This window comes from Rhizobium sp. P2_G9 (assembly GCF_056403475.1).
The window spans coordinates 51880-64065 of record NZ_JBFUFK010000006.1 but is presented as its reverse complement, the minus strand read 5'-3'; the positions used below and the strand labels follow the sequence as shown (position 1 = coordinate 64065).

At 60.9% G+C, this 12186-nt stretch carries 14 protein-coding genes and 1 pseudogene; 12 read left to right on the top strand and 3 right to left on the bottom strand.

The annotated features are described in order from the left end of the window. Positions 1-38: 38 nt before the first annotated feature. From AC1DYF_RS06845 to AC1DYF_RS06835, 3 genes are all read left to right on the top strand, one after another. Positions 39-815: a transporter substrate-binding domain-containing protein gene (locus tag AC1DYF_RS06845; protein WP_477875941.1), complete on the top strand. Its 777-nt coding sequence runs from the start codon at positions 39-41 to the stop codon at positions 813-815. Positions 816-878: 63 nt separating this feature from the next. Next, positions 879-1613, top strand: a complete 735-nt coding sequence (locus AC1DYF_RS06840; protein WP_477875940.1) for an ABC transporter permease — start codon at positions 879-881, stop codon at positions 1611-1613. Then, positions 1610-2425 carry an ABC transporter permease gene (locus AC1DYF_RS06835; RefSeq protein WP_477875939.1) on the top strand — a complete coding sequence of 272 codons (816 nt, stop codon included), beginning with the start codon at positions 1610-1612 and terminating at the stop codon, positions 2423-2425. The genes AC1DYF_RS06840 and AC1DYF_RS06835 overlap by 4 nt, the downstream gene beginning before the upstream one ends. 204 nt (positions 2426-2629) lie before the next feature. Here the strand turns inward: AC1DYF_RS06835 and AC1DYF_RS06830 are convergent, their stop codons facing one another. Next, a complete protein-coding gene (locus tag AC1DYF_RS06830; protein ID WP_477875938.1) occupies positions 2630-3265 on the bottom strand; it encodes a VUT family protein in 636 nt (211 codons plus the stop codon). A 161-nt stretch (positions 3266-3426) separates the two neighbouring features. Then, positions 3427-3711: a 50S ribosomal protein L28 gene (gene rpmB / locus AC1DYF_RS06825; RefSeq protein ID WP_477875937.1), complete on the bottom strand. Its 285-nt coding sequence runs from the start codon at positions 3709-3711 to the stop codon at positions 3427-3429. A 227-nt stretch (positions 3712-3938) separates the two neighbouring features. On the opposite strand from rpmB, the gene AC1DYF_RS06820 reads away from it, so the two are divergent. Genes AC1DYF_RS06820 through AC1DYF_RS06810 form a run of 3 tightly spaced genes read left to right on the top strand, consistent with a single transcriptional unit; the run spans position 3939 to position 6702 of the window. Next, on the top strand, positions 3939-4709 hold the full coding sequence (locus AC1DYF_RS06820; protein WP_477875936.1) for a DUF3108 domain-containing protein: 771 nt from the start codon (positions 3939-3941) through the stop codon (positions 4707-4709). Between the two features lie 45 nt (positions 4710-4754). After that, complete coding sequence (gene yddG, locus AC1DYF_RS06815; RefSeq protein WP_477876056.1) at positions 4755-5627, top strand: aromatic amino acid exporter YddG; 873 nt, start codon at positions 4755-4757, stop codon at positions 5625-5627. Between the two features lies 1 nt (position 5628). Beyond that, the gene (locus AC1DYF_RS06810) at positions 5629-6702 is read left to right on the top strand and encodes a glutamate--tRNA ligase family protein (protein WP_477875935.1); all 1074 of its coding nucleotides are present in this window, start codon (positions 5629-5631) and stop codon (positions 6700-6702) included. On the opposite strand, the gene AC1DYF_RS06805 is transcribed toward AC1DYF_RS06810, so the two are convergent. Continuing rightward, complete coding sequence (locus tag AC1DYF_RS06805; RefSeq protein WP_477875934.1) at positions 6616-7557, bottom strand: YihY/virulence factor BrkB family protein; 942 nt, start codon at positions 7555-7557, stop codon at positions 6616-6618. The two genes, AC1DYF_RS06810 and AC1DYF_RS06805, sit on opposite strands and share 87 nt — an antisense overlap. Before the next feature lie 77 nt (positions 7558-7634). Between AC1DYF_RS06805 and AC1DYF_RS06800 the strand changes: the two genes are divergently transcribed. From AC1DYF_RS06800 to AC1DYF_RS06775, 6 genes and pseudogenes are all read left to right on the top strand, one after another. After that, positions 7635-8468 carry an SDR family oxidoreductase gene (locus tag AC1DYF_RS06800; protein ID WP_477875933.1) on the top strand — a complete coding sequence of 278 codons (834 nt, stop codon included), beginning with the start codon at positions 7635-7637 and terminating at the stop codon, positions 8466-8468. A 30-nt stretch (positions 8469-8498) separates the two neighbouring features. Then, positions 8499-8693, top strand: a pseudogene (locus AC1DYF_RS06795) (twin transmembrane helix small protein); the annotation flags it as partial. Positions 8694-8764: 71 nt separating this feature from the next. After that, on the top strand, positions 8765-9343 hold the full coding sequence (locus tag AC1DYF_RS06790) for a cob(I)yrinic acid a,c-diamide adenosyltransferase (RefSeq protein WP_477875932.1): 579 nt from the start codon (positions 8765-8767) through the stop codon (positions 9341-9343). A 14-nt stretch (positions 9344-9357) separates the two neighbouring features. After that, positions 9358-10113, top strand: a complete 756-nt coding sequence (locus AC1DYF_RS06785; RefSeq protein WP_477875931.1) for a rhomboid family intramembrane serine protease — start codon at positions 9358-9360, stop codon at positions 10111-10113. A gap of 204 nt (positions 10114-10317) precedes the next feature. Beyond that, the gene (locus AC1DYF_RS06780) at positions 10318-11070 is read left to right on the top strand and encodes an electron transfer flavoprotein subunit beta/FixA family protein (RefSeq protein WP_477875930.1); all 753 of its coding nucleotides are present in this window, start codon (positions 10318-10320) and stop codon (positions 11068-11070) included. A gap of 43 nt (positions 11071-11113) precedes the next feature. Continuing rightward, positions 11114-12043: an electron transfer flavoprotein subunit alpha/FixB family protein gene (locus AC1DYF_RS06775; protein WP_477875929.1), complete on the top strand. Its 930-nt coding sequence runs from the start codon at positions 11114-11116 to the stop codon at positions 12041-12043. Positions 12044-12186: the final 143 nt, after the last annotated feature.

The window sequence follows — 12186 nt, the reverse complement described above, 5'->3', positions numbered from 1 at the left end:
AACCGCCACACACACCTTTGATAATAAGGGAGAATCATATGAAATTGGGATTGAAGATCGCTGCCGCGGCACTCGCGCTCGGCCTGACTGGCGCCGTCGCAGCGCAGGCGGAAACGGTGAAGGTCGGCTTCGCCGCCGAGCCCTATCCGCCGTTCACCTCGCTCGACGCTTCGGGCAAGTGGGTCGGCTGGGAAGTCGAGTTCCAGGAGGCCATCTGCAAGCAGGCCAAGCTCGATTGCGTGATCACCCCGGTCGCCTGGGACGGCATCATCCCGGCGCTGACCAGCCACAAGATCGATATGATCATCGGCTCGATGTCGATCACCGCCGAACGCGAAAAGACCATCGATTTCTCCGACAAATATTACAACACCCCCACCGGCATCATCGGCAACAAGGACGACAAGATCGCCTCCACGCCGGACGGTCTGGCCGGCAAGGTGATCGGTGTTCAGGTTTCCACCGTCCACGCCGACTATGCCCACAAGCACTTCACCAAGGCCCAGGAAATCAAGGAATACCAGACGCAGGACGAGGCCAACCAAGACCTCGCCGCCGGCCGCATCGATGCGATCCAGGCCGACGCCATCGCGCTCGACGCCTTCCTGAAGTCCGATGCCGGCAAGTGCTGCGACTATAAGGGCGATGTTGCCGATGATCCGGCCGTTCTCGGCGCCGGCGTCGGCATCGGCGTCCGCAAGGAAGACACCGCGCTGAAGGCCAAGCTCAACGACGCGATCAAGGCGATCCGCGCCGACGGCACCTATGACACGTTCTCGAAGAAATATTTCAACTTCGACATCTACGGCAAGTAATCCATGAGCGGCGCATGGCGGCTTCGCCATGCGCCTCCAGGCCATTTTTAGAAACCGGCGCCGATGTATCAATCGTTTCTGACCTTATCCGATGCCAGCCTTTCGGCTTTCGACCTGAACGGCTGGGGCGGGCAGATGCTGAAAGGCCTGCTGGCCTCGATGGAGATCGCTGTCGGGTCATACTCTCTTGGTCTGATCATCGGCATGTTCGGCGCGACGGGCAAGCTTTACGGCGGTGAGGTGGCCCGCGACCTCTGGGAGGTCTATACGACCCTCGTGCGCGCCGTACCGGAACTGGTGCTGATCCTGCTGCTCTATTATGCCGGCACGGATGCGGTGAACCAGGTTCTGGTTCTGCTTGGCTATGCACGGATCGACATCAGCGGACTGTTTGCAGGCATTCTCGTGCTCGGTGTCGTGCAGGGCGCCTATTCGACGGAAGTGCTCAGAGGTGCCATCAAGTCGATCCCGGCTGGCCAGATCGAGGCTGCGCGTGCCTATGGCATGCCATCGTTCATGATTTTCCGCCGCATTACGCTGCCGGCGATGTTGCCCTATGCATTGCCTGGGCTTGGAAACCTCTGGATGGTGGCCACCAAGGACACGTCCTTGTTGGCGGTTGTCGGCTTTACCGAACTGACGCTCGCGACGCGTCAGGCTGCCGGTGCGACGAAGGCTTACATGAGTTACTATCTGGCTGCCGGCGCGCTCTATTTCGCGGTGTTCCTCGTATCAAATGCGGCCCTGCGACTGTCGGAGCGGCGATCGCGGCGCGGAATAGCGGGAGCGGCCCGATGAGCGAAGAGGTCATCATACCTCCGGCGGAGCCGGTACCGGAATTCAAGGGCAGCCTGTTCAAGCCGCATCGGATCGTGATGATCCTGATCGTACTGGCACTGGTGGTTCTCGCGGTCACCACCCTGCGCTGGGACTGGCTTCCGAACTATGAAGGCATGATCGTGGCTGGCATCGGCCGGTCTCTTGCCATGCTGTTTTCGTCGGCGATCGTCGGTTTTATTTTGGCCGTCCTGCTGGGCATGGGCATGGTTGCCGGTCCATGGTGGATAAAAGCGCTCTGCACAAGTTTCTGCTCGATTATCCGAGGCACGCCGCTGCTCTTGCAGCTATGGCTGCTTTACTATGGCCTCGGTTCGGTTTTCTCGCTCTATCCGGGTCACAGGCAGTGGCTGCTCTGGCCCTATCTCAGGGAAGCTTGGCCCTATGGCTTCGCCGCCCTGACGATCTCCTTCGCCGGCTATGAGGGCGAGGTAATGCGCGGCGCCTTCGCCGGCGTGCCCCGCGGCGAACTGGAGGCCGCCCGCGCCTATGGCATGACCCCCTGGACGCTCTTCCGTCGCGTCTGGCTGCCGCGCGCCGTGCAGCGGGCACTGCCGACCTTGAACGGCGAGACCGTGCTGCAGCTGAAGTCGACGCCGCTGGTGGCGACGATCACGGTCGTGGATCTTTATGGCGTGGTGTCGAAGATCCGCCAGGATACGTTCCTCACCTATGAACCGCTCCTGCTGCTGGCCCTGGTCTATATGACGCTGACAGGCATATTGGTCGCGGTGTTCCGGTATTTCGAGAACAAGATACCGGTCAAGATGTAGACCTTGGGGGCGTGGCACCCCCCTCTGCCCTGCTGGGCATCTCCCCCACAAGGGGGAGAGTGGCTCGCGGTGCGCCCACAGCCCCAAACAAACGCTGCTGCGAATGCAACGGTAAAGATACGAGCGAGAGGGCGCCCCATCCATTCTCCCCCTTGTGGGGGAGATGCCCGGCAGGGCAGAGTGGGTAAGCTCCAGGCTCCTAACTTACGCCTTCTGCACACCCGGCATCGGCTTGAGCACGCTCATCAGCGCCCCGTAGGGCATCAGCATGACGAACGCCACGATCATCTTCACCGAGAAATCCCCGAGCGCCCAGGACACCCAGCGCGGCGCTTCGGCGTGCAACACGCCGAGCAACGGCGCCCAGCCGATGGCGAAATCGTTGTTCGGGCCGAGGAACGAGAAAGCCGGTGCGAAGGCGAAGGAGAAGAACATCACCGTATCGAGCATCGAGCCGATCACCGAGCCGACCAGCGGCGCCCGCCACCAGGCCTGCCGGCGCAGCCGGTTGAACACCGAGATGTCGAGCATCTGGCCGAAGAAGAAGGCCGAGCCAGAAGCCATGGCGATGCGCGGCTCGGCAACGAACCAGGAGAAGGTGACGCCGACGATGAAGCCGCAGATCACCACGATGCGTGCATATTTCGGCCCGAACTGGCGATTGGTGAGATCGGTGACCAGGAAGGCGATCGGATAGGTGAAGGCACCATAGGTCAGCAGATCGGCAAGATTGATGCCGAACAACGTGCCCTGGACCGGAAACTGAACCAGCACGTTGGAAGCGACGACGACAAGCGTCATCAGGATCACATAAATGAATGTATAGCGTTGCGCCCGCATTTTTTTATCCTGGGTGATGCCACCAGTTGGAGTTGACGATATCTTTGTTTGTTTTCGCATGTCTCCGAAACCGTTTTCATTTTCGGGAGACATGCACTGGACACAGAAAAAAGGCCTGAACGGAGCCGTTCAAGCCTTCATCCGTGAGATCGAAGCCTTGATCAGGCTGCGAGCTTCTTGACGATCTGACGCTTCAACAGACGGGCGCGGACCGAAAGATCGGACTCATCAGCCTTGGCCAGGAAAGCGTCGAGGCCACCGCGATGCTCGACCGAGCGCAGCGCATGCGCCGAAACGCGAAGACGGAAACGCTGGCCCAGCGCGTCCGAGATCAGCGTGACGTTGCACAGGTTCGGCAGGAACCGACGCTTGGTCTTGTTGTTGGCATGGCTGACATTGTTCCCGGTAAGGACGGCCTTGCCGGTCAGTTCGCAGCAACGGGACATTTTAACACCTATTCTATTCGCACTGGCAACAGGATGACGCACCCGAAAGTCGGGCCTGCGCTCCGCTGGCCTGTTTTGGAAGTTGCGGTTCCTTAAAGACCGCTGCTTGGACTGTCAAGCCAAACTTGGCCTGCAGTCGAATTTTCTCGGGGCGTGGCCTTTTGCCACTTGCCAAGAAAAACCACATTAGCTTTCTACTCCGTGGCTGTCACCATCAGGGCTCCTGAATGTTCAAGCGTCTTCTCACATTTTCTGTTGCCGCCTTGCTCGGCCTTTTCGGCCCTGCTGTCGGCGCTGAGGAAGTGCTGAACCACACCAATTACGAGATCGCCCTTTCGGGCCTGCCGCTCGCCAATGCGTTTTTCCAGGCGCGCAAGAGCGGCAAGACCTATTCCATCGATGCTCAGATCGCCTCCACCGGCATTGGCGGCATCATTTCCGACGCCAAGGCGGAAATGTCGTCCTACGGCATCGTCAAGAATGGCACGTTCGATCCGCAGCAATTCTCCTTCCGCTACAAATATGGCCGCAAGGCGCGCAGCTTCGAGACCCATTTCGACGAAGGCAATGTCACATCTTCGGTCGCCGAGCCGGAGATGAGGAAGCGCAAGAATTGGATCGATGTCAGCCCGGACGACCTGAAGGCGGTCACCGACCCGATCGCCGGTCTGGTCGTGCCTTTGAAGGTGGATCCGTGCCAGTCCGAGATCAAGATCTATGACGGTGAATCGCGGCTCAGCCTGAAACTGTCGCGCAAGCGCGAGGACCAGTTCAAGATCAAGGGGTTTGCCGGCGACGCGATCGTCTGTTCGGTCCGCTACGAACCGAAATCCGGCTATCGCAAGGGCCGCAGCGACGTCGAATATATCCGCAAGCTGTCGAGCATGGAAATCTGGTTTGCGAAGTCGGCTCTTCTCAATGTATATGCGCCAGTATTCTTCTCGGTCCCGACGCGATACGGCACGCTGACGGTCACGGCGACGCGTTTCGACGGCTAGCCGCCCGGGCGCATCCAATGCCGGAAGATGATCTCGAAGGTTTTGCTGATGCTGCGCGCGACACTATCGGGTTTCTCGGCAATTCTGATGTGGGCGCTTCTGGCCCTGTTCACCGCCGCGTCGGGCAAGATGCCGCCCTTTCAGCTTGCGGCGATCTGTTTCGCCATTGGCTCGCTGCCGGGCATTTTCACCTTCATCCTCAGGCCTGAGCGGCTGAAACTTCTGAAGCAGCCGCCTGCCGCCTGGGCAACGGGCGTGATCGGCCTGTTCGGCTATCACTTCTTTTATTTCACCGCCTTGCGCAGTGCACCGGAGGTCGAAGCGGGACTGATTTCCTATCTCTGGCCCCTGCTGATCGTGCTCGGCTCGGCCATGCTGCCGGGCGAGCGGCTACGGCTCGTGCATATCCTCGGTGCCCTGATCGGCTTCGCCGGCACCTTCCTGATCGTGTCGCGCAACGGCCTGAATTTCGATAGCCGGTATACGATCGGTTATCTCGCCGCCCTTGTTTGCGCTTTCATCTGGTCGACCTATTCGCTGGTCAGCCGTCGCTTTGGCGACGTGCCGACCGATGCCGTCACCGGTTTTTGCCTGGCGACATCAATCCTGTCGGCGCTTTGCCATATGGCGCTGGAAACGACGGTCTGGCCGCAGGCGACGACCGAATGGCTTGCCGTGATCGGCCTCGGCCTGTTTCCGGTCGGTCTGGCCTTCTATGCCTGGGACTATGGCGTCAAGAAAGGCAATATCCAGATTCTTGGCGTGGCGAGCTATGCCGCACCGGTGCTGTCGACCTTGGCGCTGGTGCTTGCCCACTTTGCCGAACCCTCGTGGCGGATCCTGATCGCCTGCCTGCTGGTTTCGCTCGGCGCACTCCTCGCCGTCTCCGGCAATTTCTTCAAGAAGCAGCCGGCCTGACATGGCCCCGGTCTTCCGCTTCGCGCCGAGCCCGAACGGAGAGCTTCATCTCGGCCATGCGCTGTCGGCGCTGCTGAATTTCGACATGGCAAAAGCGTCTGGCGGCCGATTCCTGCTGAGGATCGAGGATATCGACCCGGCCCGCTGCCGGCCGGAATACGAGGCTGCCATTTACGAGGACCTGCGCTGGCTGGGCCTCACTTGGGAGAAGCCGGTACGGCGGCAATCCGAACATGTGGCGGACTATCGCGCGGCGCTGGAGACGTTGAATGGGCGAGGGCTGGTCTATCCCGCCTTTCTGTCGCGGGCAGAGGTGAAGGCGAGAGTGACGGTGTTCGAGGCCGGAGGTGGCGTCTGGCCGCGTGATCCGGATGGGACGCCGATTTATCCGACGGAGGAGCGAGGGCTCGATCCGGAATTGGCTGCGAGGCGGATTGCGGCGGGCGAGCGGCATATGTGGCGGCTGGATATGGAGAGGGCGCTGTCGGAGATTGCGGCTACCCCCCTCTGGCCTGCCGGCCATCTCCCCCTCAAGGGGGGAGATTGGATGGGGCGACCACCTCGGCCTCTCTCTCCTCAAGTGGTTTTCAATGACCCAACGCCGGTGGAGGGTGGAGAGCGAGCCACGAGTCAATCTCCCCCCTTGAGGGGGAGATGGCCGGCAGGCCAGAGGGGGGTAGACGCGGCAACACAAGCTCTCGCCTGGACAGAAACCTCCTCCGGTCACCCCGAAACCATCCCCGCCGACCCTTCCATCTGGGGCGACGTCGTGCTCTGGCGCTGGGACGCCCCCTCCAGCTATCACCTCTCCGTCGTCCTCGACGACGCGCTACAGGGCATAACCCACATCGTTCGCGGCCGTGACCTCTACCACGCCACGCCAGTGCATCGCCTGCTGCAAACCCTTTTCGGCCTGCCTGCCCCGATCTACCACCACCACGCCTTGCTGCTCGACGCGTCAGGCGAAAAGCTCTCCAAAAGTCTCGGCTCAACCGGCCTGCGTGTCCTCCGGCAGGCGGGTCTCAGCCCGTTCGACATCCGGCGCCGGATCGGCCTCGATGACCTGCCGGCGTGACAGGTACCGGCCGATCAGGTGGCGGACGCGGTATTTCATCAGCGCTGCATTGATCTCCGCGCCGAGCATGAAAATCGCCGCCGCCATATAGAGAAAAGCCAGCGCGATCATGATCGATGCCAGCCCAGCATAGGTCGCGGCATAGTTGTTGAATGTGCTGAGATAATCGGCGAAGAGGTAGCCGCCCGCGAGCCAGGCAAAAATGGTGAGCAGGACGCCGGGCAGCACATCGAGGAAGCTGCGCCTGCTATAAGGCAGCCAGAGATGGGCGACGAACAGCACGATCAGCACCGTGATCCCGGCGCCCCAGAGACTCCAGCTGTTGACGACGATCATGAAATCCTTGGCCCAGGGAATCCACTTGCCCGCGAAGCGCACCGCCAGCGGTGCCGCGACCAGGAAGGTCGACAGCGCCACCAGCGCCAGCACGGCGGCGAGCACATAGCAAAGGCTGATCGGACGGGTGATATACCAGCGGCGCGGATCATAGACGCGATAGGCGCGATTGAGCGAGATTCTCAATGCCTCGACGCCGTTGGACGAGAAATAGAAAGCCGCCAGAACCGAGACCGTCAACAGGCCGCCGCGCGGCACCGTCAGCACCTGCACCACTTCCTTGGCGATCGGCTCGGCGATGATTTGCGGCAGATTGTCGAAGATCAGGTGCACCGCGGTCGAGGAAAACTGGTCCGCCCCGAGAAAGGTCGCGAGCGTCGTGCCGAAGATCAGGAACGGAAAGATAGCCAGGAGCGCCGAAAGCGCCACATGACTCGCCATCGCCCAGCCATCGTCGTCGGAAAAATGCCAGAAAGCATCGAAGGCGACTTTCCAGACCATGCGGACGAATGTCAGCATCCAACCTCCAGGCTTTTCTATCGTGGCTGGTACGAATATGGGAAACAAACGTTGCCTTGTCGAGGAATCCTATCGAAATGAATGAAAAGCCAAGCATCATCGTCACCGGGGCCTCGTCTGGAATCGGTGCCTATGCCGCAAGAGCGTTGAAGGCCGATGGTTGGCGGGTTTTTGCCACAGTGCGCCGCGAGGAGCAGAAGCTGAGCCTCGAATCGGAGGGCATCGAGGCCTTCCTCATGGACTACACGAAGCCGGAGACGATCAACGCGCTGGTCATAGCGGTCCTGGAGCGCACCGATGACAGGCTCGATGCGCTCTATAATAACGGCGCCTATGGTCAGCCTGGCGCGGTCGAAGACCTGACCACGGACGTGCTGCGGCTGCAATTCGAGACCAACTTCTTTGGCTGGCATGAACTGACCCGGCAGGTGATCCCGATCATGCGCCGCCAGGGCCGCGGGCGGATCGTCAATTGCTCCTCCATCCTCGGCCTCGTCCCCTATCCCTGGCGTGGTGCCTATAATGCCTCGAAATTCGCGCTCGAAGGCCTGACGCTGACCATGGCGATGGAGCTCTACGGTTCGGGCATTCATGTCAGCCTGATCGAGCCCGGTCCGATCCATTCGGAATTCATGGCCAATGCACTGGCCGCCGCCGAACAGCATATCGACATCGAAGGCTCCGTGCACCGGGCCATATACAAGCGGCAGATTCGCCGGCTCAAGGGTGAATCCGGCCAGGCCAAAGGCAAGCTCGGACCGGAAGCCGTCTATGCCGCACTCCGGCATGCCTTGACGTCACCGCGGCCAAAGCCGCATTATGTGATCACCAAACCGGCCCGGCGCGGCGTTCTCCTCAAGCGGCTGCTGCCAGCGGGCCTTTTCTACAAGATCCTCGCCAGGATGGGATGAGCAGGCCGGGATCAAACCGGATATTGAATCATGGGTACCTTCACGTATTTTGCCGCCATCGTCGTCATGTTCCTGGTGGCGGTCGTTCTTGTGCGCGGCCTCTTCAACATGCTCAGGGGCGGCAGTCCGATGACCTCCAACAAGCTGATGCAGCTGCGCATTCTGCTGCAGGCGATCGCGATCGCTCTGATCATGGCGACGCTGTGGCTGACGGGTGGCGGCCGCTCGCAGAAGACTTCGGAAATCGACATGCCGGCGACGGCGCATGTCCAATCCGTCGCACAGGTCTGAACGGCATGGTCAAGCTCAACAAGATCTATACCCGCACGGGCGATGACGGTACGACCGGGCTTGCGGCCGGCCCGCGCCGCAAGAAGAGTGATCTGAGGGTCGAGGCTTTCGGCGCCATTGACGAGGCCAATGCCGCGATCGGGCTGGCTCAGTTGCATATCGGCGCCCATGCCGAGCTCGGCGCCATGCTGACCCGCATCCAGAACGATCTCTTCGATCTCGGCGCCGATCTCGCGACGCCGGACACCGGGGAAGCTGTCGCCTGGGAGCCGCTCAGAATCATCTCCGGCCAGGTCGATCGGCTCGAACAGGAGATCGACCGGCTGAACGTCCACCTCAAACCGCTCAACTCCTTCATCCTGCCGGGCGGCTCGGCGCTGTCGGCGCATCTGCATCTGGCGCGCACCGTGACACGGCGGGCGGAGCGGTTGATGGTGGCTTTGGCCGATGTCGAAGGCGAGGTGGTCAGCCCTGAGGCCCTGAAATATGCCAACCGGCTGTCGGACTTCTTGTTCGTCGCCGCCCGTCATGCCAATGACAATGGATTGGCGGATATTCTCTGGGTGCCGGGCAAGAACAGATAGGAGATTTTTGGCGCATGTTCATACCGCTCTATGACGTCAATGCGCTGAAACATATCCGCCTGCAATATGTCACGATCGGCTTGATCGCGATCAATATCCTGGTCTGGCTCTTCACCCGGGTTCTGGTGACCGACCACTTCGCGTCGACGGCGCCTGGGAGCTTCGGCTATATACCGGCGCTCTTTCACGACAATGTCCGCCTCGACCCGGCCGTCGCCATCGTTCCTGAAGATTTCACCTTCATCACCTATGCCTTCCTGCATGGCGATTTCTGGCATATCGCCATCAATATGATTTTCCTCTGGGTGTTCGGCGACAATGTCGAGGACGCCATGGGGCATGTCCGCTTCCTCGTGTTTTATCTGGCCTGCGCGGCGGCGGCCGCCTGGTTCCACGGTCTGCTCCTGCCGCATTCGCAAGGCCCGCTGATTGGCGCGTCCGGTGCGATTTCCGGTGTCGTCGCCTCCTATTTCTTTCTGCATCCGAAGGTGCGGGTCTGGGTGCTGATCCTCTGGCGCATCCCCTTGCCATTGCCGGCCTTCATTCCGCTGATCTTCTGGATCGGCCAGCAAATCTACATGCTCGCCGTCGATCGCGTCGGCAATGTTTCGTTTGCCGCCCATGTCGGCGGCATCATTGCCGGACTGATCCTGACGCCGCTGCTCAAACGCCGGGATGTGCCGTTGTTCGACCGGACGGTGGTGACGCCGCGCGGCGTCCGATTGCAGCCCGCCGAGACTGGCCAGGAGCCGTCGCGCTGGGGCCGTTGATAAAATCGATTTGAGGATTCATGCCCGTATTGACGCCCCGATAGCGGCTCTATATTCCCGTTGCGACATTGAGCGGAGGCCGGTTTTCCAGCCGAAAGCCGTAAAAATGGGGAAAATCTGGCTTGAAAGTGCCGCCGACAGACAATCGGCAAGGGGCTGAAATGGCGCATTTTCGCCGCCACTGAGGAACAGGAAGGACCGTCGATGAAAATTCTCGTGACCGTGAAGCGTGTCGTTGACTACAACGTGAAGATCCGGGTGAAGGCGGATGGTTCGGGCGTCGAGCTTGCCAATGTGAAGATGTCGATGAACCCGTTCGACGAGATTTCGGTCGAGGAAGCACTGCGCCTGAAGGAAGCCGGCAAGGCCGACGAAGTCGTGGTGGTATCGGTCGGTCCGGCCAAGGCGGAAGAAACGCTGCGCACCGCGCTGGCCATGGGCGCCGATCGGGCGATCCTGGTGGAAACCGATCAGGAGATCGTCGAGCCGCTGGCCGTCGCCAAGCTGGTCAAGGGCGTGGTCGAGGCGGAACAGCCCGGCCTGGTGATTGTCGGCAAGCAGGCGATCGATGACGACAGCAATCAGACCGGCCAGATGCTTTCGGCACTGCTCGGCTGGGCACAGGCGACATTTGCTTCCAAGGTCGAGATCCTGGGTGCCGACAGCGCCAATATCACCCGCGAAGTCGATGGCGGCCTGCAGACGATTGCGGTCAAGCTGCCGGCAGTGATCACCTCGGATCTGCGTTTGAACGAGCCGCGCTATGCCTCGCTGCCCAACATCATGAAGGCCAAGAAGAAGCCGCTCGACAAGAAGACCCCGGCAGACCTGGGCGTCGACATTTCGCCGCGCCTCAAGGTTCTGAAGACCGAGGAGCCGTCGGGCCGCAAGGCGGGCGTCAAGGTCAAGAGCGTCGCTGAGTTGGTGTCCAGCTTGAAAAGCGCCGGCGTCATCTGAGCCCAGGCAACGAGAACCCGATAGAGATCCAGGATAGACCGATATGACCATTCTTCTTGTTGCCGACCACGACAATCAAAGCCTTTCCGACCAGACCGCCAAGGTGCTGACTGCTGCCCAGAAAATCGGCGGCGATGTGCATGTGCTGGTGGCCGGCAAAGGCGCCAAGGCCGCTGCCGACCAGGCGGCAAAGCTCTCCGGCGTTGCCAAGGTGCTGCTCGCCGACAGCGACGAATACGGCCACAACATCGCCGAAGCGCTGGCAGCCCTGATCGTCAGCCTTGCACCGAGCTATGACACGATCATCACCGCGGCCACCGCCACCGGCAAGAGCGTGTTTCCGCGGGTTGCCGCCCTGCTCGATGTGGCCCAGGTGTCCGAGATCATCGAAGTGGTCTCGGCCGACACGTTCAAACGTCCGATCTATGCCGGCAATGCGATCCAGACGGTGCAGGCGACCGACGCCAAGAGGGTGATCACCGTGCGCACGGCAAGCTTTGCCTCTGCAGCGGAAGGTGGCTCGGCCTCCGTCGAGGCAATCGCATCTGCAGCCAACCCAGGCCTGTCGACCCATGTCGGCGATGCCTTGTCGTCATCGGATCGTCCGGAACTGACCTCGGCAAAAATCATCGTCTCGGGTGGCCGGGCGCTGGGCTCGTCGGAAAAGTTCCGCGAGGTCATCCTGCCGGTGGCCGACAAGCTCGGTGCTGCAGTGGGTGCCAGCCGCGCCGCGGTCGATGCCGGCTATGCGCCGAACGACTGGCAGGTTGGCCAGACCGGCAAGGTGGTGGCGCCTGATCTCTATGTCGCGGTCGGCATATCCGGGGCCATCCAGCATCTCGCCGGCATGAAGGACAGTAAGGTGATCGTTGCGATCAACAAGGACGAGGAAGCGCCGATCTTCCAGGTGGCTGATTATGGCCTCGTGGCCGACCTGTTCGAGGCGCTGCCCGAACTCGAAAAGGCCCTTTGAGGCGATTAACCAGGTCTTCGCAATTGCGAAAAAGCTCTGGCTATCCTTGTTGAACGGAAGTATCAAAATGGCCGGGCTTGCGAAATTGCGAGCCCGGCCACTATGATGTGTTGATAAGCGGTTCACCGCCAAAAATCGAAAAA

Coding starts and splice junctions, on each gene's coding strand:
- AC1DYF_RS06845 (WP_477875941.1), top strand. CDS start 39: ATGAAATTGGGATTGAAGATCGCTGCCGCGGCACTCGCGCTCGGCCTG.
- AC1DYF_RS06840 (WP_477875940.1), top strand. CDS start 879: ATGTATCAATCGTTTCTGACCTTATCCGATGCCAGCCTTTCGGCTTTC.
- AC1DYF_RS06835 (WP_477875939.1), top strand. CDS start 1,610: ATGAGCGAAGAGGTCATCATACCTCCGGCGGAGCCGGTACCGGAATTC.
- AC1DYF_RS06830 (WP_477875938.1), bottom strand. CDS start 3,265: ATGCGGGCGCAACGCTATACATTCATTTATGTGATCCTGATGACGCTT.
- rpmB (WP_477875937.1), bottom strand. CDS start 3,711: ATGTCCCGTTGCTGCGAACTGACCGGCAAGGCCGTCCTTACCGGGAAC.
- AC1DYF_RS06820 (WP_477875936.1), top strand. CDS start 3,939: ATGTTCAAGCGTCTTCTCACATTTTCTGTTGCCGCCTTGCTCGGCCTT.
- AC1DYF_RS06810 (WP_477875935.1), top strand. CDS start 5,629: ATGGCCCCGGTCTTCCGCTTCGCGCCGAGCCCGAACGGAGAGCTTCAT.
- AC1DYF_RS06805 (WP_477875934.1), bottom strand. CDS start 7,557: ATGCTGACATTCGTCCGCATGGTCTGGAAAGTCGCCTTCGATGCTTTC.
- AC1DYF_RS06800 (WP_477875933.1), top strand. CDS start 7,635: ATGAATGAAAAGCCAAGCATCATCGTCACCGGGGCCTCGTCTGGAATC.
- AC1DYF_RS06790 (WP_477875932.1), top strand. CDS start 8,765: ATGGTCAAGCTCAACAAGATCTATACCCGCACGGGCGATGACGGTACG.
- AC1DYF_RS06785 (WP_477875931.1), top strand. CDS start 9,358: ATGTTCATACCGCTCTATGACGTCAATGCGCTGAAACATATCCGCCTG.
- AC1DYF_RS06780 (WP_477875930.1), top strand. CDS start 10,318: ATGAAAATTCTCGTGACCGTGAAGCGTGTCGTTGACTACAACGTGAAG.
- AC1DYF_RS06775 (WP_477875929.1), top strand. CDS start 11,114: ATGACCATTCTTCTTGTTGCCGACCACGACAATCAAAGCCTTTCCGAC.